24 protein-coding genes are annotated in these 25426 nt (G+C 63.0%); 12 read left to right on the top strand and 12 right to left on the bottom strand.

Annotated features, from left to right (window positions below; genetic code table 11):
* Window positions 1–7 precede the first annotated feature (7 nt).
* From BG457_RS08135 to BG457_RS08090, 9 genes are all read left to right on the top strand, one after another.
* Complete coding sequence (locus BG457_RS08135; RefSeq protein ID WP_139257619.1) at window positions 8–1753, top strand: histidine kinase dimerization/phosphoacceptor domain -containing protein; 1746 nt, start codon at window positions 8–10, stop codon at window positions 1751–1753.
* Window positions 1750–2250, top strand: coding sequence for a DUF2231 domain-containing protein (locus tag BG457_RS08130; protein ID WP_071796577.1), 501 nt, complete (start codon window positions 1750–1752; stop codon window positions 2248–2250). The genes BG457_RS08135 and BG457_RS08130 overlap by 4 nt, the downstream gene beginning before the upstream one ends.
* 44 nt (window positions 2251–2294) lie before the next feature.
* Window positions 2295–3680 carry a ferredoxin reductase family protein gene (locus tag BG457_RS08125; RefSeq protein WP_084657551.1) on the top strand — a complete coding sequence of 462 codons (1386 nt, stop codon included), beginning with the start codon at window positions 2295–2297 and terminating at the stop codon, window positions 3678–3680.
* 254 nt (window positions 3681–3934) lie between these two features.
* A complete protein-coding gene (locus tag BG457_RS08120; protein WP_071796575.1) occupies window positions 3935–4117 on the top strand; it encodes a PLD nuclease N-terminal domain-containing protein in 183 nt (60 codons plus the stop codon).
* A gap of 534 nt (window positions 4118–4651) precedes the next feature.
* On the top strand, window positions 4652–5380 hold the full coding sequence (locus BG457_RS08110) for a cytochrome c oxidase assembly protein (protein WP_071796848.1): 729 nt from the start codon (window positions 4652–4654) through the stop codon (window positions 5378–5380).
* A complete protein-coding gene (locus BG457_RS08105) occupies window positions 5377–5883 on the top strand; it encodes a CopD family protein (RefSeq protein ID WP_071796571.1) in 507 nt (168 codons plus the stop codon). The genes BG457_RS08110 and BG457_RS08105 overlap by 4 nt, the downstream gene beginning before the upstream one ends.
* Complete coding sequence (gene coxB, locus BG457_RS08100; protein ID WP_071796569.1) at window positions 5880–6548, top strand: cytochrome c oxidase subunit II; 669 nt, start codon at window positions 5880–5882, stop codon at window positions 6546–6548. The genes BG457_RS08105 and coxB overlap by 4 nt, the downstream gene beginning before the upstream one ends.
* Window positions 6545–9076 carry a cytochrome c oxidase subunit I gene (gene ctaD, locus BG457_RS08095; protein WP_071796567.1) on the top strand — a complete coding sequence of 844 codons (2532 nt, stop codon included), beginning with the start codon at window positions 6545–6547 and terminating at the stop codon, window positions 9074–9076. The genes coxB and ctaD overlap by 4 nt, the downstream gene beginning before the upstream one ends.
* Window positions 9073–9372, top strand: a complete 300-nt coding sequence (locus BG457_RS08090) for a hypothetical protein (protein WP_071796565.1) — start codon at window positions 9073–9075, stop codon at window positions 9370–9372. The genes ctaD and BG457_RS08090 overlap by 4 nt, the downstream gene beginning before the upstream one ends.
* 287 nt (window positions 9373–9659) lie before the next feature.
* On the opposite strand, the gene BG457_RS08085 is transcribed toward BG457_RS08090, so the two are convergent.
* Entirely contained in the window at window positions 9660–9956 is a 297-nt protein-coding gene (locus tag BG457_RS08085; protein WP_071796563.1) for a hypothetical protein, read from the bottom strand.
* A 109-nt stretch (window positions 9957–10065) separates the two neighbouring features.
* The gene (locus tag BG457_RS08080; RefSeq protein WP_175546767.1) at window positions 10066–11358 is read right to left on the bottom strand and encodes a phospholipase D-like domain-containing protein; all 1293 of its coding nucleotides are present in this window, start codon (window positions 11356–11358) and stop codon (window positions 10066–10068) included.
* A 136-nt stretch (window positions 11359–11494) separates the two neighbouring features.
* Here BG457_RS08080 and BG457_RS08075 point away from each other — a divergent pair, with 136 nt between their 5' ends.
* Window positions 11495–12625, top strand: a complete 1131-nt coding sequence (locus BG457_RS08075) for an AI-2E family transporter (RefSeq protein WP_071796560.1) — start codon at window positions 11495–11497, stop codon at window positions 12623–12625.
* Window positions 12626–13091: 466 nt separating this feature from the next.
* Here the strand turns inward: BG457_RS08075 and BG457_RS08065 are convergent, their stop codons facing one another.
* The 8 genes from BG457_RS08065 to BG457_RS08030 all read right to left on the bottom strand — a co-directional run bounded on the left by BG457_RS08065 (window position 13092) and on the right by BG457_RS08030 (window position 20938).
* Entirely contained in the window at window positions 13092–13451 is a 360-nt protein-coding gene (locus tag BG457_RS08065; RefSeq protein WP_071796556.1) for a DUF883 family protein, read from the bottom strand.
* Window positions 13452–13515: 64 nt separating this feature from the next.
* Complete coding sequence (locus BG457_RS08060) at window positions 13516–13713, bottom strand: CsbD family protein (RefSeq protein WP_071796553.1); 198 nt, start codon at window positions 13711–13713, stop codon at window positions 13516–13518.
* Window positions 13714–13960: 247 nt separating this feature from the next.
* Window positions 13961–14515 carry a PRC-barrel domain-containing protein gene (locus BG457_RS08055; RefSeq protein WP_071796552.1) on the bottom strand — a complete coding sequence of 185 codons (555 nt, stop codon included), beginning with the start codon at window positions 14513–14515 and terminating at the stop codon, window positions 13961–13963.
* Between the two features lie 256 nt (window positions 14516–14771).
* Window positions 14772–15545 (bottom strand): FadR/GntR family transcriptional regulator, encoded by a 774-nt coding sequence (locus BG457_RS08050; RefSeq protein WP_245770962.1) that lies wholly within the window; start codon window positions 15543–15545, stop codon window positions 14772–14774.
* Complete coding sequence (locus BG457_RS08045; RefSeq protein WP_071796548.1) at window positions 15514–16467, bottom strand: ABC transporter ATP-binding protein; 954 nt, start codon at window positions 16465–16467, stop codon at window positions 15514–15516. The genes BG457_RS08050 and BG457_RS08045 overlap by 32 nt, the downstream gene beginning before the upstream one ends.
* Window positions 16464–18326 (bottom strand): dipeptide/oligopeptide/nickel ABC transporter permease/ATP-binding protein, encoded by a 1863-nt coding sequence (locus tag BG457_RS08040; RefSeq protein ID WP_071796546.1) that lies wholly within the window; start codon window positions 18324–18326, stop codon window positions 16464–16466. The genes BG457_RS08045 and BG457_RS08040 overlap by 4 nt, the downstream gene beginning before the upstream one ends.
* A gap of 13 nt (window positions 18327–18339) precedes the next feature.
* Window positions 18340–19287 (bottom strand): ABC transporter permease, encoded by a 948-nt coding sequence (locus BG457_RS08035; RefSeq protein WP_071796545.1) that lies wholly within the window; start codon window positions 19285–19287, stop codon window positions 18340–18342.
* A 73-nt stretch (window positions 19288–19360) separates the two neighbouring features.
* The gene (locus tag BG457_RS08030) at window positions 19361–20938 is read right to left on the bottom strand and encodes an ABC transporter substrate-binding protein (RefSeq protein ID WP_071796542.1); all 1578 of its coding nucleotides are present in this window, start codon (window positions 20936–20938) and stop codon (window positions 19361–19363) included.
* Between the two features lie 104 nt (window positions 20939–21042).
* Between BG457_RS08030 and BG457_RS08025 the strand changes: the two genes are divergently transcribed.
* Together BG457_RS08025 and BG457_RS08020 are read left to right on the top strand one after the other, a co-directional pair.
* Window positions 21043–21705, top strand: coding sequence for a DUF1028 domain-containing protein (locus BG457_RS08025; RefSeq protein ID WP_071796847.1), 663 nt, complete (start codon window positions 21043–21045; stop codon window positions 21703–21705).
* Window positions 21698–22945: a M20 family metallo-hydrolase gene (locus BG457_RS08020; protein WP_071796540.1), complete on the top strand. Its 1248-nt coding sequence runs from the start codon at window positions 21698–21700 to the stop codon at window positions 22943–22945. The genes BG457_RS08025 and BG457_RS08020 overlap by 8 nt, the downstream gene beginning before the upstream one ends.
* A 16-nt stretch (window positions 22946–22961) precedes the next feature.
* Here BG457_RS08020 and BG457_RS08015 read toward each other — a convergent pair whose 3' ends face one another.
* Both BG457_RS08015 and BG457_RS08010 read right to left on the bottom strand, forming a co-directional pair.
* Window positions 22962–24485: an aldehyde dehydrogenase (NADP(+)) gene (locus BG457_RS08015; protein WP_071796538.1), complete on the bottom strand. Its 1524-nt coding sequence runs from the start codon at window positions 24483–24485 to the stop codon at window positions 22962–22964.
* Between the two features lie 19 nt (window positions 24486–24504).
* Window positions 24505–25419 carry a dihydrodipicolinate synthase family protein gene (locus tag BG457_RS08010; protein WP_071796846.1) on the bottom strand — a complete coding sequence of 305 codons (915 nt, stop codon included), beginning with the start codon at window positions 25417–25419 and terminating at the stop codon, window positions 24505–24507.
* Window positions 25420–25426 lie beyond the last annotated feature (7 nt).

The following is a 25426-nucleotide window of genomic DNA, read 5'->3' as shown; positions in this document are numbered from 1 at the left end:
AGGCGACGTGCCAAAACGCGTTTTCAGCAACAGACTTGTCACCCGCCTCTCTGTGGTTCTCACGCTGGCGCTGGTGCCTTTGGGTGCGATTGCGATCTATTCCGAATATGACGGCTGGCAGCGCCAGAGATCTGACATGGAAACCCGCCTGATCTCGCGCACGAGCGATGCGGTTCAGGGCCAACGGGCCCTTCTGGGAAGCGCCATGGACGCTGCGCGGATGCTGGCACCCACCCTGCTGGAATTGGCCGACGATCCTGTGGCCTGTTCGGAATATCTGGCAGAGTTCATCGATGAGGCGGGGCTCTATGCATTTGCTGGCTTCATCACGGCACAGGGGCAGATGGCGTGCGTGTCCACTGGCGAAGAGCAGGACTTCAGCGAGTCTGATGATCTGGCGCAAATGACCGAAGACCCGCGCCCCAGTTTCAGTTTTCAGCCGCTGGGCAGCGCCACCCGTCAACCTGTCGTGCTGGCCAATTTTCCGGTCGTGGAAGAGGGCACGTTTCAGGGGATCGTCTCGGTTTCGATCTCGCAAGCGACTTTTCGGCTGATCTCGACCCCGAGTGACCCCGATAGCGGGCTGATCAGCGTGGTGCTGGTCAATGCGAAAGGGCACACCCTGGCGACATCGGGGGCGGATGACAGGACAGAAATCCTGCCGGACGCGGAACAGACCACAAGGTTCATCGCCAGACGTCAGGGTATTTTCATAGCGCCCAGTGTCAGCACGAGTGAACGCGTTTACACGATGGTCGAACTCGCGCCCCGACAGCTTTTCGCGCTTGGCAGTTGGTCGTCAGAAGTGACCCGCGCAAGTCTGACGCCCGATCTGTGGCGGATCGCTTTTCCGGTGCTGATGTGGGTTGCGTCGGTCGGTGCACTGATCCTGTCGCTGCATTATCTGGTGGTGCGGCATCTGCGTCACGTAAATGTCCAGTTACGCCGCTTCGCCCTTGGCAATCGCGCGGATTTCCAGCGCTTGCCGGAAGACGCACCTTTGGAATTGCGTGAGATCGACTCCACATTTTCCAAGATGGCTCGGCTGATCCGGCGCGATGAGATCGAGCGTGAAACCGTGCTGCAGGAAAAGACCGTCCTGCTCAAAGAGGTGCACCACCGGGTCAAGAATAACCTGCAACTGATCGCGTCGATCCTCAACCTTCAGATGCGGCGGCTCAAGGACGATCAGGCGCGCACCATCCTCAGGGGTGTGCAAACCCGCGTCCGGGCGCTCGCGTCGATTCATCGGACATTATACGAGGAAACCAATGTGTCGAATCTCGATGCCACCATGTTCCTTGAAAGTATCATGCGCGACACTCTGGCTTTGGCGCCTATGCAAACAAGCAGAATACAGATCAGCACGCAGCTTGATACCGTCACAATCTCGCCAGACAAGATCGTACCGGTCGCACTGCTGTTTTCCGAGGCGCTGACCAATGCACTGAAATACGCAACCACGGATGCACAGGAGGATCGCGCAAGCCTGTCGATTACGCTCACTGCCGATGGACCGGGGATCGAACTTTGCCTGCGCAACTCCTGTGCACGGCCCGAGGATGCCACGACCGACAGCGGTCTGGGACGGGAATTAATGACAGCTTTTGCCCTTCAGATCGGGGCAGAGCTGGATATGGGCGCGGTGGAGGACGAACAGGGTTCGGGCTGGCAAATCCGTTTGCGCTTGAACGGCGGTCATGCCAGCGCCGATACGCCCGCGCCCAATGCAAATGAAAGGGCGTTGTCATGAGCGAAACAGAGCAAGAGCTTGTCGATCCGGTCGAGGAGCGTCGCGCCCTGCACGAGACTGAATCTAAGATCGCCATTGCGGGCCATCCCTTGCACGCAATGCTGGTGACCTTTCCGATTGCGCTGACCATGTCGGTCCTGGGTGCGGACCTGCTGTACTGGTGGAGCGGCGATGTGTTCTGGGCGCGTGCTGCTGGTTGGGCGAGTTTCGGGGCCTTCGTGATGGGGGTCATCGCCGGGATCACCGGCACCGTCGAGTTGCTGATGGTACGCGGCATCCGCAACCGGTCGGCAAGCTGGACGCATTTCATTCTGGCCGTGATGCTTCTGTCGCTTCTGGGAATGAACTGGGCATGGCGCATCGGAAACCACGTCGAGGCGGTGCTGCCTCTGGGTCTGATCCTGTCGCTGGCGGCGGCAGCACTGACCGCGGCTACAGGCTGGCACGGCGGGAAGCTGGTCTTTGACTACCAGATCGGGACAAAGCCTCAGAAGTGACGCCGGAAGATGGAACTATTCCGCGCCCTGCGCATTGAAGCGGGATGAACCAGACGACACGGTCGGCGAAAATCCGGGCCGAGAAACACCAGCCCCTGCATGATCGCCCAGCCCTTGTGTTGGCGCATGGAGCAGCGATTCTGATGCTCGGTATGCTTGCGCTCGCGGCGCCATTCGCGGTGCTGCTATGGGCGATGCCAGTGTCATCAGGCGGCGCGATCTGGGATTTCAGCATGGGTCTGGGATTCGGCGCGCTGGCGCTGGCGGCATTGCAATTCGCGCTGACAGGGCGGCTGCGCTGGATCACCCATCCTTTCGGGGCAGATATCGTCTATGTGACGCATCGCTATCTCAGCTGGAGCGCCGTAGTGCTGATGCTCGCGCATTTCGCATTGCTTTATGTGTTTCATCAGCCCGCGCTTGGCGTGCTGAACCCGCTTGAGGCGCGCTGGGAACTGACCGCCGGTCGTGTGGCGCTTCTGTGCTTTGTGGGATTGATCGTCAGTTCCGAGTTTCGCAAACGCTTGCATTTGCGCCATGAATGGTGGCGCGCACTGCATCTGATATTGGCAATGCTGGGGATGCTGGCCGCGATTGCGCATGTGCTGGGTGTCGGCAATCTGACCGACACGCCGCAAAAGCGGCTGCTATGGCTGGGCGTGACGCTGGGTTTCATGGCTGTTCTCATTCACACGCACCTGATCCGACCCATGTGGATGGCGCGGAACGGCTGGCGCGTGATCGCAAACACGCCCGAGCGCGGCGATGTGCACACATTGGAGCTTGCCCCCGAGGGACAGGCGCTGAAACGCTGGAAACCGGGCCAGTTTGCCTGGCTGAAAGTCGGGCGTTCGCCCCTATCGCTGGTGGAGCATCCGTTCACCATCTCGACCGCGCCGGAAACCGGTTCGAACCTCGCGTTTTCGATCAAGCCACTTGGGGATCATACCGAAGCGCTGGTCAAGACGCCGGTCGGGACCCGCGCCTATGTTGACGGGCCCTATGGCGCGTTTTCGGTAGATCGCGCGGCCGACGCCGATGGTTTCGTGATGATCGCAGGGGGCATCGGAATCACGCCGATCCTGTCGAATCTGCACGCCTTGGACGCGCGGGGCGACCCGCGGCCCGTGATCGTGATCTATGGCAGCCCGACTTGGGAGACGGCGAGTTTCCGGGAAGAGCTGAAAGCGATGAAGCAACGCCTGAACCTGACCTTGGTGCATGTGATCGACAGGCCGCCCGACGACTGGCAGGGCGAAAGCGGCAGGATCGACCGTGATCTGCTGCTGCGCCACCTGCCCGCCGACACGCGCCACTGGCCGCATCTGCTCTGCGGGCCTGCGCCGATGCTCGATGCCCTCCGCCGCGATCTGGCGGATCTGGGCGTCCCGCTCCGTCATATCGACTATGAAATTTTCGAACTGGTCTGAAAGATGCGCCCACGGCTTGCCCTGATCTTCACTCTGTTTCTGACGGCCTTTGCCATCGCACTGGCCGCCTGGCTGGCTTTTTCGCTGGCCTGACAAACAAGAGACGGCCGCGCCGTACAGGTAAAGCCGCAAATACCGTTGGGATTCCTGCCCGTCGCTGCTATAGCGCGGCGTTGATCGGCACAGAGCCGGGAACCGAACGGTGTTCTGCGCGTTGAGCGTCAGACAAATCCGCATAACAATCGAGGGACCATATGAATACTAATTTTACGGGCGTTATTGGAATACTGCACCTTGCTCTTGTGATTTGGGCCGCTGTGTCAATCCTGAATTCGCGCGCATCACAGGGAAAAAAGGTGCTATGGATATTGTTGGTTCTGGTTTTTCCGGTTGTCGGTCTTATTATCTGGATCATTGCGGGGCCGAAAAAATATTGAAAGCACGTCTCTCCCTGCGACGCGCATTTATCAATAATAGGAAGCCTTCATTGAATCCTTGAGTTAATTCTTCTTCATTGCTTCCCGTAAAATATCGCATTTATTTCTTTGAATCTAAATGAAAAACTTTTACTGGTCGCCGCTATATCTGCGGCTACAACACTGGGTTCTTCTGCCTGTGCGGTCAGGTATGCCGTCCTGCTGTGCAGATAGAAATGGAGAGCCTGCCTGAATATGAAGGCCAAGGTTCCGCGATTGTGAGCGTAGCGAGTAATATGGCCCGCCGGAAGGTGGGCCATTTTCTCTTCTGCACGGAACAAGAACGCCACCAGGTGGTTCTATATCTGACAGATCCATGTCAGAAACAGGAGGTTGATATGCGTGGCATTCTTCTTTGGCTTATTGGTATCCCGATACCAATCATTATTCTACTCTTTCTGTTCGGAGTATTTTGAAACGCCGCCTGAGGCAGCGCCCCTCCCCGGCGCTGTCCTTTTCTCTGGAACCGTTCCCTGACGAATGCGTTATCGGGGCATGAGCGCTGCGACACATCCAGACATGCCCTATTGCGGGCCGCCGCCCACACCGGCAGATTGGCTCGGAAGCTGGAATCTGGATCCGGTCCTGATCGGCGCATTTCTTGCCCTGGGCATTTGCGGCGCCTGGTGGCTGCGCGGGGCTGCCAAGGCCCGCAAGGCAGGGTTCGGGCTCGCGGCCTTTGCCGCCGCGATTGCCTTCATTTCTCCGCTCTGCGCGCTGAGTGTCGCGCTTTTCTCCGCGCGGACCGTGCATCATCTGGTGGTTATGGCAATTCTGGCCCCGGCACTGGCGCTCGCCTTTCCGTGGCGCCGCGCAGCGACCATGCCCGCATTCCTCGGCCTATCGGGGGCGCTCTGGGCCTGGCATATTCCGCAGCTATATTCGGCGGCCTGGGATTATGCGGCGGTCTATTGGGCAATGCAGGCGGCGTTGATCCTTCCTGCCTGGGTGTTCTTTTCGGCGCTCTTTCAGGAGCGCAGCCCGGCCCCCATCCTCGGCCTGATGACACTGGTGGCACAGATGGGCCTGCTGGGTGCGCTTCTGACCTTCGCCCCGCACCCCTTCTATCCGGAGCATCTGGCCCATGCGCCGGTCTGGGGACTGAGCGCGCTTCAGGATCAGCAACTGGCAGGGCTTATCATGTGGGTGCCCGGAATGATCCCGCTTGCCCTGCTCGCAGGGGTTCTGGCGTGGCGCCTGTTGCGGCGGGATCAGCCTGCATGATCGCGATCCTGAAAGCAGTTCACATCGCGTCACTCGTGATCTGGTGCGCCGGGCTGATCCTGTTGCCGATCCTGTTGCATCTGCACGGGCGGCATGATCGGTTCCAGACACAGGCCGGGTTCACCGAGTTTCGCTGGCTGACGCATTTCAGCTATACGCGGCTGGTCTCGCCTGCAGCCGTCATCGCTGTGGCCGCCGGAACGATGCTGATCTTCTGGCTGGAAGTGCTGGATGCATGGATGGTGAGCAAATTGCTGGCGGTGACGGGCATGGTGGTGCTGCACAGCTGGTTCGGCTATATGATCGAGCAGTCGGGCGAGCGGCGCGGTGCCTATGCCACGCCTCCGGTCGCTCTGTCGCTGATCGCGCTCTTGCCACTGATCGGTCTTGTCCTGTGGCTGGTTCTGGCCAAACCTGAACTGGCCCGGCTGCTGAGCCTGTTGCCGGAAATCATTCAGGAACCGCGCAGCATCACCATTCCCGCATGGATCGACCCGCTATGAGGTGCAGGATACTGAGTGCCACATTGCTGCTTGCGGGCTGCGGGGGGCCGCTCTCGACGCTTGCCCCTTCCGGGCCCGTGGCTGCAGAGATTGCCTGGCTGTGGTGGGCAATGCTGGCGGGCGCAGGGGTGATCACGCTCTTCGTGCTGGGTCTGCTTGCGCTTGCTTTCGGGCGTCCCCGCGAAACATCGACCAGACGCTGGACGCATGGTCTGGGCCTGTGGTTCTCGCTCGGGGTGCTGACGCTCCTGCTCGGCGCGGGGCTGGTGGTGGGCGAGCGTATTCTGCCACGCGATGACGGGGCCGTAACCGTGCGGGCCCATGCGTTTCAGTGGGGCTGGAGTTTTACGCATGAGGGGGCGGATGGTGCGCCGGTCGAGAGCGCCGGTCTGATGCATATCCCGGCGGGCCAGCCGGTCGATATATTGATCACCTCCGAAGATGTGATCCATTCCTTCTGGGTGCCGCGACTGGCGGGCAAGATGGATGCGATTCCGGGGCGTACCAACCGGCTGCGGCTGATCGCGGACAGTCCCGGCGTCTATGCGGGGCTTTGCGCCGAATTCTGCGGCAGAGGGCATGCCGGAATGCGGTTCGATGTGCAGGCCCATGCGGATTGGCCCCCGGAAAACTGGCCCCCGGAACCAGAGCGAGGCCGCCAATGACCGACACGACTGCCAGCCCGTCCGAAGCGCAGGCCGCCCCTGCCGATCTGCCCCGCAATCCGCCCCAGCGGGCGCTGCCCTTGAACCGGGAACTGGCCGGCGTCTGGGCCAATGATCGCGGGATCTGGGGGCAGATCACATCGGTCTCGCACACCACCCTGGGCTTGCGCTTTATGGCTACTGCGCTGGTGTTCTTCGCGATCGGCGGCATTCTGGCGATGCTCATTCGCGCGCAGCTTGCCACGCCGGACGGCGCATTCCTCGACACGGAACTCTACAATCAGATCTTCACGATGCATGGAAGCATCATGATGTTCCTTTTTGCCATTCCGATGCTGGAAGGACTGGGCATCTGGCTCTTGCCGAAGATGCTGGGAACGCGCGACATGGCCTTTCCACGCCTGACGGCGCTTGGCTATTGGTGCTATCTGTTCGGTGGCCTGATCATGCTGACGGCGCTTCTCTTCGGTGTCGCGCCGCGCGATGGCTGGTTCATGTATACGCCACTGTCGAGTTCGGCCTATTCTCCCGGAATCAATGCCGATGTCTGGCTTCTGGGCGTGACCTTTGTCGAGATCTCGGCTGTGGCCGCAGCGGTCGAGATCACGGTGACAATCCTGCGCCAGCGCGCGCCGGGAATGAAGCTGACCGAGATGCCGCTCTTCGCCTGGTACATGCTGGGCACCAGCGCCATGATGCTGGTGGGGTTTCCGCCCCTGATCGCCGCGTCAGTCCTGCTGGAACTGGAGCGCGCCTTTGACTGGCCCTTTTTCGACCCTTTACGCGGCGGCGATCCGCTTCTGTGGCAGCATCTCTTCTGGCTCTTCGGCCATCCCGAGGTCTATATCATCTTCCTGCCTGCCGCCGGGGCCTTGTCCACAATCATTCCCGTCATGTGCCGCACGCGAATCCTTGGCTATGGCGCGATTGTGGCCGCGGTCCTCGGGCTGGTCTTCCTGTCCTTCGGGCTCTGGGTGCATCACATGTTCACGGTGGGCATCCCGCATATGGCGCTTGCCTTCTTCTCTGCGGCCTCGGTGCTGGTGGCGGTGCCGACAGCGGTGCAGGTTTTCGCCTGGATCGGAACCATGTGGAAGGGGCGGCCCGAACTGCACCTGCCGATGTATCACATCCTTGGCTTCTTCCTGACCTTCGTGTTGGGCGGGCTGACCGGCGTGATGCTCGCCATCGTGCCCTTCAACTGGCAGGCGCATGACACAGCCTTCGTGACCGCGCATCTGCACTATGTGCTGATCGGCGGATTCGTCTTTCCGATGATGGCCGCGATCACCTACTGGATGCCCCTGGTCACTGGCAAGGCGCGGGTCCGGGGGGTGGGCGAAGCGGCCTTCTGGGTCATCCTGATCGGCTTTCATGGCACATTTTTCGTCATGCATCTGACCGGGCTTCTGGGCATGCCGCGCCGGATTGATGTCTACCCCGATAACCCCGAATGGATATGGCTGAACCTGACCTCTTCCTTCTTCGGCTTTGTCATGACCATCGGCTTTGCCATGTTCGCGCTGGATATGCTGTTGCAGGTGACACTCGGCACGCGCGCGCGGCGCGATCCATGGCGCGCGCCGACGCTCGATTGGGCCATGCCATTGCCCGCACCGAGCTTCAACTTCTCCTCCCTCCCCACAGCGCGGCATCTGGACCGGCCTGCTTCCGAGGTGATGCTGGAACTGGCCTGCGGCGACGGGGCTTTGCCGGGTGCGCCGCGCGGGCAAAGGGAGTTTCTGGTGACCTCTGTCGGCGCGGCACGGCCCGATCATGTGGCGCACCTTCCGGGCAACACTTCGCTGCCCTTTGCGCTCTCGTCCAGTATCGGGGTCTTTGTGCTTCTTGTGCTGTGGCAGCTTTATCTGCTGGCCGGTATGGCGCTGGTCCCGGTGGCGGTGCTGATCTGGGTCTGGGGGCGCGGGCTTGCCCCGCGGGGCCCGCTGCAGCCGATCGAGATCGCCCCTGGCGTCACGCTGCCCGTGCATCACCAAGCCCGCCAGAGCCTCGGGCAAAGCGGCCTTGTGGCCTTTCTCGTGGCCAATGCGGCGCTTTTTGCCTCGGTGCTGTTCGGGCTGGCCTTTCTGTCCGTCGTGACACAGGGCCCCGCCCCGCCCCCGGCCATGATCGATACTTCCCGCATAGCTTGGGCGACAGGTCTGATTGCCGGGGCGCAGCTGTTGGGCATGGCGCTCTCGCGCGGCGGGGCACCCGTCTGGGCCGCACTGGGGCTGTGCGCCAATGCAGTCGCGCTGATCGCCTTGCTGGCGGGCATCGTGCCCGTGCTGGATGACCCCACAGCCCATGCCCGCGACGCGCTGCGCGCCGCGATGGCTGCCTATGTCGGGCTGCACCTGCTGGTGGCCTGTGGCATGGCGGCTTTCGTTCTCGATCAATACCGGCGCGGCGAAATCACCGAACAGATCCGCGGCGCCTGGGCACCCTGGCGCCTTTGGCAGGATTTCACGAGTATCACGACCCTTGTCACCATCCTTGCGCTGATCGCGCAGAAGGGGGGCGCATGAAGTGGCTTTGGTGGGTTCTCGCCGGGCCGACGCTCTGGGCCGTGGTCTTCGTCGCTGTCTATTCCGCGCATGGCGCGGTCTGCGCGCCCATTCCCGGCCCCGAAGGGCTGACCACCGGCGCGCGACTGTTGCTGATCGGGATCTGGATCCTAGGGGTTGTGGCCTTCTGGCCGTTGCTGCGCGCCGTGCCGACGGGGACAGGCCGGGCGGCGCGATTGCCGCGCTGGGGTGCGTGGATCGGATTTTTCGCCACGGTGTTCACCCTCTTTCCGGTTGTCTTCACGACCAGTTGCTAAAGCAATTTCAGAAAAAGCTGATTGAGTTTTCGTTTGTGCGAACCTACGGTTCGGCTCGGATTTGCGTCAGAACAAGAAGCTAACGCGCGTCGACGGTTCAACGAAAAGACCAAACGCTTTGGGACTGCTCGATCGGAAAAATGGACAAGGCCCGCATAGCAGCGGATGCCGGGACCATGCGCAGGACGCGCCATTGACCACAGACTCAATGACGCGCGCGCTCAAGGTTCAACATGGAATCGGGCTTCGGGGACGGCTCTCGCCTGTCCCATCAGCGCAAGAGTGTCTCACTGAGGGGGAGCAGCGGTTGTATCGTCGATCACCTGAGGCTCACCGTCCGGGCCCAGGTCAGTAGGCGCACCCTCGGCTGGGATACCCGTCGTGTCTTCAATCTGCGCCGGAGGGGCCTCTTCTTCGATCAGTGTGGGCGCGGCCTGATCAGCGGTATCTTCGCCCGTGACCATAACACGCGTCAGCATCCAGATCAGCAGCAGACTGCCCACAATGACTGCAAGACTGATTGCCAGCAGCGAGGGCTTGTGGCGTTTGGCCTGTTTCTTGGTATTGGTGTCGGGGGCGCTCATGTCCACTCCTTTCCTTTCATTGCGCGCACCGAAAGAAACGGGTCGCGCGTAGTCAGATACCTAACGCGCAACCCGTGAGGACGGTTCCATCCCGCCCCGAGCGCCTCCCTCAGAGATGCGGTCGCAACACACCCAGAATCGTGTTCTGCGCATGCTCAATCCAGCTCATCCGGTCCAGATCAGAGCCCGTGATCTCGCGCGCACGGGCCATATCCCCTTCGAAGATGCGAATCTGCTGCTGGACAAAATCCCGGTCATGCACATTCAGATTGGCCTCGTCGTTCAGACGGAATGACCGCTCGTCGAAATTGGCCGATCCTATGGACGCCCAGTCCTGGTCAATCAAAACCAGCTTGGAATGCAGGAAAGTCGGCGCATATTCATGGATGCGCACCCCGGCCCCCAGCAAGCGCCGCAGGGGCAGGCGAGAGACGCGCCGCACCACCCAGCTGTCGGTGTGCACACCCGCGAGCAGCAGATCCACTTCCACCCCGCGCGCCCGTGCGGCAAGAAGCTGGGCAACAGCCACTTTGTCGGGCACGAAATAGGGCGTCGAAATTCGGATATGTCGCTGCGCCGAGGCCAGTGCCGTCATCAGCATCAGGTGGATCTCGTTGCGACTGCCGGTGTTGCTCTTGATCATCTGCACCGGCACCTGCCCCACAGGCTCCAGCGGCGGGAAGAAATCCGCGCCGCGCAGCACTTCGCCGCTGGCCTCGACCCAGTTATGCGCGAAGGCATTCTGCATCAGCGCAACCACAGGCCCGCGCACCCGGTAATGCGTGTCGCGCCATTCAGAGGGGTTGCGGGCCTGTCCCCGCCACTGATCGGCAATGCCAACCCCGCCGATGAAGCCGGTCCGCCCGTCGACCACAAGGATCTTGCGGTGCGTGCGGTTGTTCAGGCGCGAGAGCGTACTGGGGCGCATCGGACGGAACATGCGCAACTCGACCCCGCCTTCGTGCATCCGGTCCAGCAGGTCATCCGCCATGGGCAGACCACCGATCCAGTCAATCAGCACCTTGACCCGTACCCCGGCCTGCGCACGTTCCACCAGCGCATCACAAAACCGCTCTGCGATTTCGCCGCTCCAGTAGATATAGGTCTCGAAGGTCACCGAGCGTCTGGCGCCGCTGATTTCATGAAGCATCGCTGCGAAGATCTCGTCCCCGTTCAGCAGCGTGTCGATCTGGTTGCCGGGAACGAGCGGGCTGCCATAAAGCCCGGCCATGTCGCGCGCGAACTGCGGATCCTCGGGCGACGTGCCAGCAGGCAAGGCGTCGCGCAATTCGCGCCTGTAGGGCAAAAGCGCGATCAGCAGGAACCAGAACAGAACCAACCCCAGCACAGCCGCCACAGCAGCCCGCAATTTGCGCCGCACACGATGAGGCAGAAGATGCATGAAAACTGTCTCCGGCAATGTGACAAGGGTCAGAACGCACACTGTCGCCATCGGGTTCCCGAAAGGGGCGGGGAACCCATTTCCTCAACGACAGTTGATCAACAATAGACCATTTGTCCGGGGATCAGGGAACTCAATGTCAGTGCATCCGGGGACCGGGCAGGAATTGCCCAGACGTCAGGTCTCGGCCGCGTCGAATGCTGCGCTTGTCGGGATCTTCATCATCCTGCTCGTCGCTTCTGTGCAGCAGGCGCGCTCCTTCCTGATGCCAGTGTTCTTTTCGCTTCTGCTGTTCTTCGTGTTAATGCCGGTCCATCGTCGCCTGCAGCGTCTGGGCCTCAACGGTCATCTGGTCGCGGGCGGTCTGGTTCTCGGGCTGCTGATCGGTCTGGGGGCGATCCTCGGAATGCTCGCCGGGCCAGTACGTCAGGTGACCGCCAATCTGCCGGAAATCGTCGCACAGATAACCGCACGTCTGTCGGCGGCACGCGATGCCGTGATGGCCATGGCCCAGAGCTTCGGACAGGAGGAACAGGACGATATTCCGACCCTGCGACCACCACTTCCCGACAGCAACGGAGAAAATGGCCGCGAACAACCGCCCGAAGTGACCTTCCTGATGGACAATGCGGGCGATGTGCTGCTGTATCTCGCCGAGGCCCCTGCAATGGTTGCACAACTTGTCTTTGCACTGGTCCTGCTGTTCTTCCTGCTGTCCTCCAGCCGGGTGATCTATCGCAAGATCATACAGTCCTTTTCGACCGTTGCCACCAAACGCGCGGCCCTGTCGGCCCTGCGCGAGACCGAGAACAAGCTCTGTGGCTATCTGGGAGCAATCACGCTGATCAATGCCGGTCTGGGCATCTGTGTGGGGCTTGCGATGTGGTGGCTCGGGATGCCCGTGCCGCTTCTGTTCGGAACGCTGGCCTTCCTTTTGAACTTCATTCCCTATCTGGGCGCAGTCATGGGCATAACCCTTGCCAGTACTGTGGCACTCTTGTGGTTCGACACGCTCGGGCAGGTTCTGGCTGTGGGCCTCACCTATCTCGCACTCACCACGTTCGAGGGACAGCTTGTCACACCCAGCCTGCTCGCTCAGCGCCTGCGCATGACACCGGTCCCGGTCTTCCTGTCGGTGGCCTTCTGGGCATGGATGTGGGGCTTCATGGGCATGTTGATCGCGGTTCCCATTCTTGTTGCGCTCCGTGTCATTGCGGAACAGATAAGGCCCCTGCGCGGTGTGGCGCGTTTCCTCTCGGCGGATTGAACCAAGGCGGTTTTCTGCCTGAAAAGGCAGCGGATATATCGACTATGGCTCGACTGCGCAAAGACGCAGACCGCTCACTCGCGCCTCTTGCGCAATCGAAAATAAGCCTCATATCCCATCAGAAAAGCTTCGAGCAAAGCGGGCCTCTCACCCGGCTCAGGGGCGCGGCGCGACGCGGATGCCTGTCGGCGGTCAAATTCCGCCTTCACCGCCTCGTTCAGTGGCTGAATATCAGGGCGCCTGCCAGCCCCCGCCAGCAGGAGGAACCCGCCCCCTGCCACGAAAAAAACCGCGCTGCAGGCCAGCGAGGCAAGTATGGGCGAGAATTCTGTCGCGAGATAGGCCCAGACAGCGGCCGTCAAGAAACCCAGGCCGATCATCAGCAAGGCAACGCCAAGCGCTAAACGACCCAAACGCCGCGCACGCCATTGCGCGCGGCGCCGGATCTGTTTGAAATACCGCTGCATCAGCGCCGCGAAAGCGTCAGGGCTACGATGAATCCCGCCGCCGCCGCCAGACCCATGGCAAGCGCAGGCCGCTCGCGCGAGAACCTGTCGGCCTGCGCAATGACGTCTTCCGTCTGTTCGGCGGCATCATTCAGCACGCGGCTTGCGTTGCGCATGGCACGGTCACCCTCCTTGCGCAGGGTTTCCTTCCCTGCACGGATGCCCGCTTCACCAAGCCCCGCAACGCGGCCAGAGAGTTCGGACAATTCCGCGCGCAGTTTTTCCAGATGCTCCTGCATGTCAGCCATGGCTGCATCGGCTGCATCCCCTGGATCTTGCGCATCACTGTCAGCGGCTTTCTTCGAAGGTTGACGGGCCATGTGTCCTCCTGACCAGCGGCACCGGATCGGTGCCGCACAAGTTGGTGTGAGCGTTCAAGCCGGATCAGGCTTTTTCCATCCAGTCGTTGACCTGCTTTGCGGCTTCTTCCTTCGCAACGCCGTATTTCTCCTGAATCTTGCCGATCAGGATGTCGCGATTGCCTTCGGCCTCCTTCAGATCGTCGTCGGTCAGCTTGCCCCATTTCTCCTTGATCGAGCCGCTCAGCTGGGTCCATTTGCCTTTGATTTCATCGCGGTTCATACTGATTCTCCTTTTTTGCATTGTGCTGTCTGTTCAACGAGCAAGGCATGGATCGGTTCCGGGATTTCGATACCGCCTCGCCTGTCGCGCCGCATGGTCGCGCGCGGAAATACACGCTTTCCGCACCGGGTCGTCGCGCCTGAACCACTGATGTGCACCGGCAGCCTTTCGTCCTCGCACCAAGAAAAATCGGGCGGCAAATTGCCGCCCGACGGGTTGTTCTGCCAAGCTTGGAACGCGCAAGACGTTACATGTCGAGTGCGGGTTCCTCCATGTCGAGCGGGGGTTCCTCCGGCTCTTCCTGATGCTCGGGCATATTCTCCAGATCCTCGGAGGTGAGCGCCGTGCGCAGCACGATCTCGCCTTCGATATCGGTATCAACCGTCACGTCACTCATCGGGATCACGACAGTGCGCGCCCCGAAGCCAAGGAAGCCGCCGACATTGACAAGCACAGCTTCGACGCCGCCCTGGGCATCGATCACCACATCATCGACCGTGGCGATAGAGTTGCCTTCAAAGTCCACCAGTTCGGCGCCGATCACATCCTCGGCATTCACAGCAGCGGTATCAGGCGCCGCGTCGGTGCCAGGCAGTGGGTCGGTGTCAGGTTGAGTGTCCACCGGATCGTCCGGAAACTCACCGGGTTCAGTGACATCGCCTTCGGGCAGACCCGGCTCAGGTGCGGGCTCTTCCATCACCGGCGGGTCGATCGGGTCATCCGGGGGCGGGGCATCCTGTGCCAGAACCGGCGCGGCCAGCAAAGCACTCAGCGCAGTGGTTGCGAGAATTTTCTTCAGCATTTCAGCCTCCAATACAGAGTTGAGTGGCGCCGCATCGCGACGCCGGATGCAAATGAAATGCGCGAAGCTGGAAACAGGTTTCGCCCGGTTTGACCTTCTGCTCGAAGATGCGCGGTTTCTTGCCGCTGGCCGGGCGCGATCAGCGCGGCCTGACCAGTTGGGAAAGGTAGCTACTAACTTGATACCACAGGATAAATCAGTTCAGTCGAGACAACTTCCCTCCGCGCGTCGGTGCGCCAAGTTGCACGCCGTGCGCCTAGATGATCTGCCCCTCGGGCAGAAAACGCTGGGTCAGAACGGTTTCCTGCAGCTTCATCAGACGATGCGCATTCTGCATGTGATCGGTCAGGATCGCGCGCGCGGCCTCACCATCACCGGCCCGCAGGGCGGCGACAAGGCGCGCCTGATAATCCAGCCCGCTCGACCATAATTCACGGTTCGGCTGGCTGTAGAGCCTGCGCGAGACGGTGATATCGGCCAGCATATTGGCCGTGAAGCGGATCAGGAAACGCAGCAGTGGATTGCCTGACATCTCGGCCAGAAGCGCGTGAAAGCGCAGCGACGCGATATGCTGCTCGCGCTCTTCCTCGGGCGTGCGCGCCGGTTCCGAATAGCAGGTCATCACATCTTCCAGCGCCGCAAGCTGGGTCTCGCTCAACTGCCCGGCCAGATTGGCGGCCAGTTCGGGTTCCAGCGCCTCGCGGATCTGATAGATGTCGTCGATGGTCAGATGCTGGAAGTAAAAGTAATTTCCCAGAAGGGCCGTGGCACGCGCCTCTGAAACCTGATGCACGAATACCCCGCCACCGGGTCCGGTCCGCGATTTGACCAGACCCTGCGCCTCCAGAATGCGGATGGCTTCGCGGATCGTGCCCTTGGCCATGCCGAAGCGCCCGATCAGATCCAGTTCCGATGGCAGCCGATGGCCCGGACCCCAGCCATTCGCCATCACCCAGGACTTGATCGCCTCGGCCACCTGTTGCGGGCGCGACAGGCGCTCAACACTCTCTGGGGTGGTGACAGGCGGCAAACTGGTCTCCTTCAATCGCGCGCAGAAGCGGCACCTCGGCGCGGCACAGATCGGATGCGCGCGGGCAGCGTCCGGCAAAGGCGCAGCCCGGCGGCGGGTTCAGCGGGTCCGGCAGTTCGCCGGACTGCGCCCCGCCGAGCGGGCGGCCCACAACCGGCGCCGAGTCCGCCAGCAGCTTGGTATAGGGATGGCGCGGCGCTGCAAAGACCTTTTCGGCAGGGCCGGTTTCGACCACCGAGCCGAAATAGAGCACGGCAATGCGGTCGCTCACCGCCTCGACCACCGCTAGATCATGGCTGATGAACAGATAGGTCAGATTGAATTCCGCTTTCAGATCCGCCAGCAGGTTCAGAACCTGCGCCTGCACCGAGACATCCAGCGCCGAAACCGGTTCATCAAGGATCAGGATACGCGGGCTTGCCGCCAGCGCGCGGGCAATGCCGATCCGCTGCGCCTGCCCGCCGGAAAACTCATGCGGGTAGCGATCCAGAAACTCGGGCCGCAGATTCACCGCATCGAACAATTCCTCTATCCGCGCATCCAGCGCCGCCCCCCGCAGGCCATGCAGCAGGCGCAAGGGCACTTCCAGAATCTGCCGGATCGTCTTGCGCGGGTTCAGGCTGGAAACCGGATCCTGAAACACATACTGGATCAGCCGCCCGAAGGCCGCAGGGTCAGCGCGATCCAGCGCGCGGCCCTCGATCTCGATACTGCCCGATGTGGGCGGGGTCAGCCCGACCAGCATCCGCGCCAGAGTGGACTTGCCGCAGCCCGATTCCCCGACGATCCCCAGCGTCTCGCCCTGCCGCACCTCCAGCGACACAGGATGCACCGCATGAACCTGCGCGCGCGGCGGGCCGATCAGGCGCTGGCCGATGTCGAATGTCTTGGCCAGATCCATGGTTTTCAACGCAAGCGTCATGATGCCCCCTCGGGATAGAGGCAACGCACCTTGCGCGCCCTGCCCTCCAGTTCGATCTCGCCGCGGCGACAGTCTGGCTGCGCCTTGTCACAGCGCGGCGCAAAAGCGCAGCCGTCGGGCAGCCGGTCCACCGCAGGCGGCAGGCCCGGAATCGCCGCCAGCACCCGCCGCCCGCCGCCCAGTTCCGGCACGCAGGAAATCAGGCGCTTGGTATAGGGATGCGCGGGCGCGGCCAGCACTTCGGCGGTCGGGCCCGCCTCGACGATCCGCCCGCCATACATGACCGCCACCCGGTCACATAGCTGGCCCACCACCCCGAAATCATGCATGATGAACAGGATCGCAAGGCTGCGCGAGCGGCGCAGATCATCCAAGAGCGCCAGAATCTGCGCCTGCACGGTCACATCCAGCGCCGTGGTCGGTTCATCCGCGATAATGATGTCGGGATCATTGGCCAGCGCCATGGCGATGCCGACACGCTGGCGCATCCCGCCCGAAAGCTCATGCGGGAAAGCGTTGATGCGCGCGGCGGCATTGGGGATACGCACATCCTCCAGCAGCCTGACCGCGCGCCTATGCGCCTCTGCATGGCTGACAGGCTCATGCACGCGGATCGCCTCGGTCAACTGATCGCCGATGCGGTAAAGCGGATGCAATGTCGCCAGCGGATCCTGAAAGATATAGGCCACCTTGCGCCCGCGCAGGCTGCGCAACACCTCATAGGGTGCGCCTATCAGATCCTGCCCCTCCAGCCGCACGGCCCCGCCCGTGATCACACCGGGGGGCGAGGCCACAAGCCCCATCACCGACAGCGCCGTCACGGATTTTCCCGACCCGCTCTCGCCGATCAGCCCCAGACATTCACCGGGGCGCAACTCCAGCGAAACCTTGTTCACCGCCTTGTAGACGCGCGGGCCGACATGGAACTGGGTTTCCAGCTCGTCAATGCTCAACAGCCCCTCACCCTTGGGCGCCGGGGTCTGCGCCCGCTCGACCCGCGTGGTCGCCATGGGCCGCGCCAGCGCGCCCGAGCGCAGGCGCGGATCCAGCGCATCGCGGATCCCGTCGCCAAGCAGGTTCACCGACATCACAATGAGCAGGATCATCACACCGGGCACGATCGAGGTATGCGGCGCCGTGATCAGCGCCGAGCGCGCCTCGCCCAGCATCGAGCCCAGATCGGCCTGCGGCGGCTGGCTGCCAAGGCCCAGAAAGGACAGGCCCGCCGTTTCCAGGATCATCCAGCCGATGGTCGTGGACATGGCAATCACCACCACCGGCACGATATTGGGCACCACTTCGGTCAGCAGGATCCGCGTATGCCCCATGCCCGCCAGTTTCGCCGCATCAATGAATTCGCGATGCGCAATCCCCACCGTCACGCCGCGAATATTCCGCGCGAAGAACGGGATATTCACCACCGCGACCGCGATCAGCGCATTCAACAGCCCCGGCCCCAGCACCGCGACAATCGCCAGCGCCAGCAGGATATAGGGGAAGGCCATGAGCATATCGACGCCGCGCATGGTCACATTATCCGTGCGCCCGCCGAAATAGCCCGCCATCACCCCGATGGCCGCCCCCACCAGCCCCGCGACCAGTGCGGCGGCGAACCCGACCGCAAGCGACAACCGCGTGCCCCAGAGCAGTCGGGACAACAGATCGCGGCCCAGATGATCGGTGCCCAGCAGATGGCCCTCGGACAAGGGGCGCAGAAAGCGGCTGGCAGTGTTTGTCGCATTGGGCGGATGCAGCGGCAGAATGGGGGTCAGCAGGGCCAGCAGCACGATCACGCCCAGCACGACCGCGCCAAGCCCCGCCAGCTTGTTGCGAAACAGAAGACGCAGAAACAGGCTCATGTCGTGATCCCCATCATGTCTTGATCCGGGGGTCCAGCCAGGCCTGCGCCACATCGACCACGATATTGAACCCGACATAGCAGGCGGCGATAAACACGACGCCCCCCTGCACCAGCAGGATATCGCGCTTCAGGATCGCATCGACCAGCATCCGCCCCACTCCGGGCCATTGAAACACCATCTCGATATAGACCGCCCCCGACAGCACAAAGCCCGCCTGAATACCCAGAACGGGGATGATGCTGACCATCGCCGCGCGCAGCGCGTGGCCCCAGATCACGCGGCGTTCATGCACGCCCTTGGCGCGCGCGGTGCGGATGAAATCCTGCCGCAGCACCTCCAGCATCGCGCCGCGCGACAGCCGCGCAATCACCCCCGTTGCCACCACCGACAGCGCCAGCGCGGGCATGGTCAGATGCCGGATCAGATCGGGCAGATCGCCGCCGCCCCAGATCGAATACATGCCCGAGACCGGAAACCAGCGCAGCTGCACCGCGAAGAGCAGGATCATCATCATGCCCAGAAAGAACGAGGGCACCGAGATGCCAAGGATCACCACGAAGGTGATCGCCTTATCCGCCAGCCCGTATTGCCGCGCCGCAGAGATCACGCCCGCCAGAATCCCCATGAGTGCGCAGAGCACGAACGCCGTGCCCGCGAGGATCAGCGTGGCCGAAAACCGGTCCAGAATCTCATCCAGCACCGGACGGTTCAGCGCGAAGGAGCGCCCGAAATCGCCCTGCATGAGATTGCCCAGCCAGATGAAATACTGCCGCCACAGTGGCTCATCCAGCCCCAGATGGCGGTTCAGCCGCGCCACGTTTTCAGGCGTGGCATAGCTGCCCAGAATGGCGGTCGCCGGATCACCGGGGATCATCGCCATGATCAGAAACACGATCACCGTGATGCCCAAGAGCACCGGAATGGCCGAGAGAAGCCGTTTCAGGATATAGCCGCCCATCGCTCCCCCTGCTCATTTTCTTGCTGAAAATACTCGAAAACAGGGCGCGCGGTAGCGCGCCCTGTCCCTGATCTCAGTTCTTCACCACATCCTTGAGCAGCAGGAAGAAGGACGGCTCAAGCTGGAAATTCTCCACCGCATCCGAGGTCACGGCATTCTGCATCCAGTTCGCGACGAAGACCCATGGCGCATCCTCCTGCACAATCACCTGCATCTCGCGATAGAGCCGCGCCCGCTCCTCCGGGTCGGTCTCCACGCGGGCGGCTTCCAGCAGCGCGTCCACTTCGGGGTTCGAGTAATAGCCCGAATTGAACCCGCCCGCATCGGGCCAGGCATCCGTGCGCAAGGCAAGGAAAGGCAGCGTATCGGGGTCATTCGTCATCCAGGCCATCTGCGCCATGTCTGCCTTGCCTTCCAGACCGGGATTCACGCGGCCCAGAAAGGTGTTCCATTCATAGGTCTCAATCCTCACATCAAAACCCACGGCAGCAAGGTCAGCCTGAATCGCGGTGCCCATCGGGATCGGGTCCAGCATGCCGGAACCACCTTCGGTCACATAGAAGGTCAGGCGCGCCCCCTCGGCCCCGGCTTCGGCAATCAGTTCGCGCGCGCGGTCGGGATCATAGGGATAGGGTTCCAGTTCCTCGTTATAGGCCCAGGCAAACGCAGGCGGGGTCGGGCCTGCCGCAATAGTGGCCGTGCCCTCCAGAACATCGTTGACCAACGCTTCCTTGTTGATCGCGAAATTCGCCGCCTGACGCACGCGCTTGTCGGCAAAAGGGCCTTCCTTGGCATTCAGGATCAGGAACCACAGATGCGGCCCGGCCTGTTCATGGACCATGTGCTGCGCGCCCTGAAACTGCGCGACGGCAACAGGGGGCACCTCGACCATCACGTCAATCCCGCCTGCCAGCATCTCGGCCACGCGGGTATTGGCATCGGTGATGGGGCGGAAAATCACCGCTTCAGTGCCCGCAGCGCCGTCCCAGTAGTCCTCGTTCCGGGTCACTACCACACGTTCATTCGAGCGCCATTCAGCAAAACGGAACGGACCTGTGCCCGACGGGTTGCGGCCAAAATCGCCACCATGTTCCATCACCGCCGCGGGCGAGACGATCAGCCCGGTCGGATAGGCAAGGTTCGACAGAAACGGCGCATAGGGCTCATTCAGGGTGAAACGCACGGTCAGGTCATCGACCGCCTCGACCGTCGCGATGGCCGAAAAGAAGAAGGAGAGCGGGAAAGGGCCCGTGTCGTGATAGGGATGGTCCTCATTCAGCATCCGCTCGAAATTCCAGACCACGGCTTCGGCATCAAAAGCGCTGCCATCATGGAAGCTGACACCATCGCGCAGGCTGAATGTATAGACCGTGCCATCCTCGGAAATCTCCCAGGATTCCGCCAGCGCAGGCTCGACCTCCAGCGTGCCGGAGGCATAGCGCACCAGCCCGTCATAGACATTCATCAGGATGCGAAAGTCATTGACCGCTGTGACCGCATGCGGATCCAGCGCCTGCGGCTCGGCGATCTGCCCCACCACCAGCACGCCCGGCGGCGTCTGCGCGCTTGCAGGTGCAACCAATGCCGAAGAGGCAAGTAAAGCGGCCGTCAGAACCCCGAAGCCGCGACGGGTCAGTGATGAAATGGCCATAGACGGCACTCCCTGTTGCTGATTTATTTTCCCTCTATTTATCATGATAATTTGCATTCGTCAAAATTTTCATGATAAATATGGGGCAGCAGGGAAACAAACACATGACCTATTCAATTCTTGCGCAAGATCCGGGCACCGGTGCCTTTGGCGGCGCCGCCGCGACCGGAGCGCTCTGCGTTGGTGGCTGGGTGCTGCGCGGTGATTCGCGGGCGGGCATGTCGGCATCGCAGGGCGCGGCCCCCTCCACCCTCTGGGGCGAAGACGCGCTGGCCCTGATGCGCGCGGGCACGAGCGCCGCGCAGACTGTCGAACATCTGACACAGGCTGATCGCGGCGCGCATTGGCGGCAACTGGCCACGCTGGATCGCGATGGCCACACCGCCTGCCATACCGGGGCGCAGAATACCGACTGGAAAGGCGCGCTGATCGCGCCGGGGCTTGTGGTCGCAGGCAATATGCTGGCAGGCCCGCAGGTGATCGAGGCCCTGCGCGACACCTATCTGAGCGCCACAGGTCCGCTGGCCGAGCGGTTGCTCGCCGCGCTCGCGGCGGCAGACGCGGCGGGCGGGGATGTGCGCGGGCTGCAATCAGCGGCGCTGCTGGTGGTGTCGGATGACGCGCCCCCGCTCAGCCTGCGCATCGACTGGGCCGCAGATCCGATCGGCGCGCTTGAGGTTCTCTATGCGCGCAGCCAGAGCGGGGAGTATGCCGCATGGCTGCCGACCGTCCCCACCCGCAACGACCCGGAGCGCGGCCATGACTGAACCGGACTGGGGCGCAATGGCGCAGGACTGGCTGGCGCGGCTGGCGCGCTGTTCCGAACCCGGCCCCGGTGTCACTCGCCTGCCCTTCACGCCCGAGCATCGCGCCGCGCTTGAGGTATTGACCGACATGATGCAACAGGCGGGCCTGCGCGTGTCACTGGATGCGGCAGGCACGCTGATCGGGCGGCTGGACGGGCCGCGCGGTGCCCCGGCGCTGCTGATGGGCTCGCATCAGGATTCGGTGCGCGAAGGCGGGGCCTATGACGGCATCATGGGGGTAGTGCTGCCCCTTCTCGCCCTGATGAAACTGCGCGAGGGCGGGGTCCGCCTGCCCTTCGCCATCGAGGTTCTGGCCTTTGCCGATGAAGAGGGCGTGCGCTTCCCGACGGCGCTGATGGGGCCGCGCGCATTGGCGGGCAGCTTCGACATGGCAGCACTGGAGCTGCGCGACCGCGATGGCGTGACATTGCGCGCGGCGATGGAAGGGTTCGGCCTTGCGCCGGGCGAGATCCCGCGCCTGAAACGCGATCCGGCGCAGGTCATGGGATGGATCGAGACCCATCTGGAACAAGGACCTGTCCTGCAACAGGCGGGCACCTCTCTGGGCATCGTCACCGCCATTTGCGGGATCGAGCGGCACAGCATCACCCTGACCGGTCAGGCCGCCCATGGGGGCACGGTCCCGATGCATCTGCGCCGCGACGCTCTGGCGGGCGCGGCGGAACTCACGCTGGCCGCCGAGGATCTGGCCCGCGCGACGCCCGATCTGCTCGCAACTGTCGGCGCGCTGCAGCTCCGCCCCGGCGTCGTCAATGCCGTGCCGGGCGAAGCCGTCATGACGCTGGAAATCCGCAGCCCGTCAGATCGCGTGCGCGAGGCTGCCGGAACCGAGCTGACCCAGCGTGCGCGCGAGATCGCGCAGCACCGCAATCTCGGGCTGGACATGTCGCGCAGCTATGCGCAACCCGCCACCCCCTGCGCCCCCGAGATCGTCACCCTTCTGTCGCAGGCCGTGACCGAGGACGGGCAAGGTGCAATGCACCTGCCCTCGGGCGCGACGCATGATGCATCCGCGATGGCGGATCTCTGCCCGGTCGGGATGCTGTTCACCGACTGCCGGGACGGGATCAGCCACCATCCCGACGAATATGTGTCGCCACGCTCCATGTCCGACGCCATAGAGGCGCTCGCCCGCGTGATCAGGCATTACGACGAAGCGCCCCTGCACAGCGCTGACTGATCCGCCAGCGCCCGCGTCATTCCAGTGGCCGGGCCAACTCTTCCGGCAACAACGCCATCGGCAGGTTCTGATAGCAGACCGGGCGCAGGAAACGGCGGATCGCCATGCCGCCCACGCTGGTCGCGCCGAAATTGGTCGAGGCCGGATAGGGCCCACCATGCACCATCGCATCGGCGACCTCGACCCCGGTCGGCCAGCCATTGGCCAGCACCCGCCCCACCTTGCGCTCCAGCACCGGCAGCAGGCGGCGGGCCAATGGCATATCGCCCGCGTCCATCTGCAAGGTCGCGGTCAACTGCCCCTCCAGACCCCGCGCAAGCGCCAGCAGTTCCGCGTCACCCGCGACCTCGACGATCACGCCCAGCGGGCCGAAAACCTCATGCTGCAAGGCCCGCTCGCGCAGGAATTGCTCTGCAGTGACGCGCAGCAGAACGGGTGCTGCGCTGCGCGCGCGGCTCTCATTGCGCAGCAGCACAGCACCCAGGGCTTCAAGCCCCGCCGCGCCTGCGCGAAACGCCTCCGCAATCCCGTCGGTCAGCATGGTCTGCGGGGCGGCACCCTCCAGCGCCGTGACCGCCGCAGTCACAAAACTGTCCGCCCCTTCTGCACCGGCGGGCAGCACCAGAACACCCGGATTGGTGCAGAACTGCCCTGCCCCCATGGTCAGGCTCGCCGCCCAGCCTTCGCCGAGCGTCTGCCCGCGCGCCCTGAGCGCCTCATGCAGAACAAACACCGGATTCACGCTGCCCAACTCGCCAAAAAACGGGATCGGTTCCGCGCGTGCCGCGCAGAGATCAAAGAGCGCCCGCCCGCCACGCAGACTGCCGGTGAACCCCACAGCCCGGATCAGTGGATGCTGCACCAGCGTCGTGCCGACCTCGACACTATCGCCATGGATCAGCGAGAAGCACCCCCCCGGCAACCCCGCCGCGCGCAGGGCTTCGGCAATGGCTTCCGCCACAATCTCGCTCGTGCCGGGATGGGCCGGATGCCCCTTGACCACCACCGGACAGGCCGCCGCCAATGCCGAGGCCGTATCGCCCCCCGCCACTGAGAAGGCCAGCGGAAAATTCGACGCGCCGAACACCGCCACAGGCCCGATCGGGCGTTGCATCATCCGCAATTCGGGGCGCGGCAGCGGCTGACGATCCGGCAAGGCCGCATCATGGCGCAGGTCCAGATAATCCCCGCCCCGGATCAGCGCCGCGAAATAGCGCAACTGCCCGGTCGTGCGGCCGCGCTCGCCCACCAGCCGCGCCTCGGGCAGCCCCGATTCCTGCATCGCGATCTCGGTCAGATCCGCGGCGCGGCCCTCGATCGCCCCTGCGATCCCCTCCAGCAGGCGCGCGCGCGTCTCGCGCGTGCTCCAGCCAAAACTCTCGAACGCCTCTTCCGCCGCCCTGCAGGCCGTATCCACCAGCGCGGGCGTGCCATTGGCAAAACGGCGCGACGGGCCGGTGGCGGGCGATGAGGCAAAGCGTTCTGCGGCATCGACGCGCGCGCCAGCAATCAGATGCTGGCCGTGAAAATCATAAGACATTGGCGGAAGTCCTTCTCGGTCAGTGGCCCCAGCGCAGCGCGATCAGGTCCAGCTCGCGGGCGAAATGCAACAGCCGCGCGCGGGTCCGCTCAGAGAGCGGCTGCAGCGGATGGCGCACATGATCCGACCGGATCACGCCGCCCTCTTTCATCACCGCCTTGGCCGCGCGCAGCCCGCATTGGCGGTTTTCATGATTGATCAGCGGCAGGCAGCGCTGCCATTGCGCCAGTGCCGCGTCAATATTGCCCGCGCGGTAATCGATCACGATGGGCCGGATCTGCTCGGGCAGCAGCGCCGAGGTCATCGTGCCCGTCGCGCCCGCATCCAGATCCGCCAGCAGCGTCACGGCTTCCTCGCCATCGAACGGCCCGAGGATCGTGTCCCCCCCGGCCTCGATCAGCGCCGCAAGCTTCTCTGCCGCAAAGGGCATTTCCAGCTTGAAATAGCGCACCTGCTCCAATTCGCGCGCCATCCGCGCCAGAAACGGCACCGAAAGCGCGCAGCCCGAAAGCGGGGCATCCTGCACCATGATCGGGATGGAAATCGCCTCCGAGACAGCGGCGAAATGCTCGAAAATCCGCGCCTCTGCCGGGACCAGCCCGACCCCGTGATAGGGCGGCATCATCATCACCATCGCCGCCCCCATCGCCTGCGCGGCTTTCGCGCGCTCGACGGCAATGGCAGTCGAGAAATGGCTGATCGTCACAATCACCGGCACCCGCCCGGCAGCCTGTTCCAGCGACAGGCGCATGACATGGGCGCGCTCAGTGTCCGAGAGCAGGAACTGTTCCGAGTAATTGGCCAGAATGCAGATCGCATCCACCCCCTGATCAATCATGCAGTCAATCACACGGCGGATGCCGTCATCATCAAGGGCGCCATCGTCCAGAAACGGGGTGGGCGCGACGGGCAATATGCCGCTCAGCGGGGTCATCGTCATG

This window comes from Natronohydrobacter thiooxidans, from assembly GCF_001884735.1.
GTDB lineage: Bacteria > Pseudomonadota > Alphaproteobacteria > Rhodobacterales > Rhodobacteraceae > Roseinatronobacter > Roseinatronobacter thiooxidans_A.
Note: the sequence above shows the minus strand (reverse complement) of the source record. Positions and strands in the feature narration are given on the sequence as shown.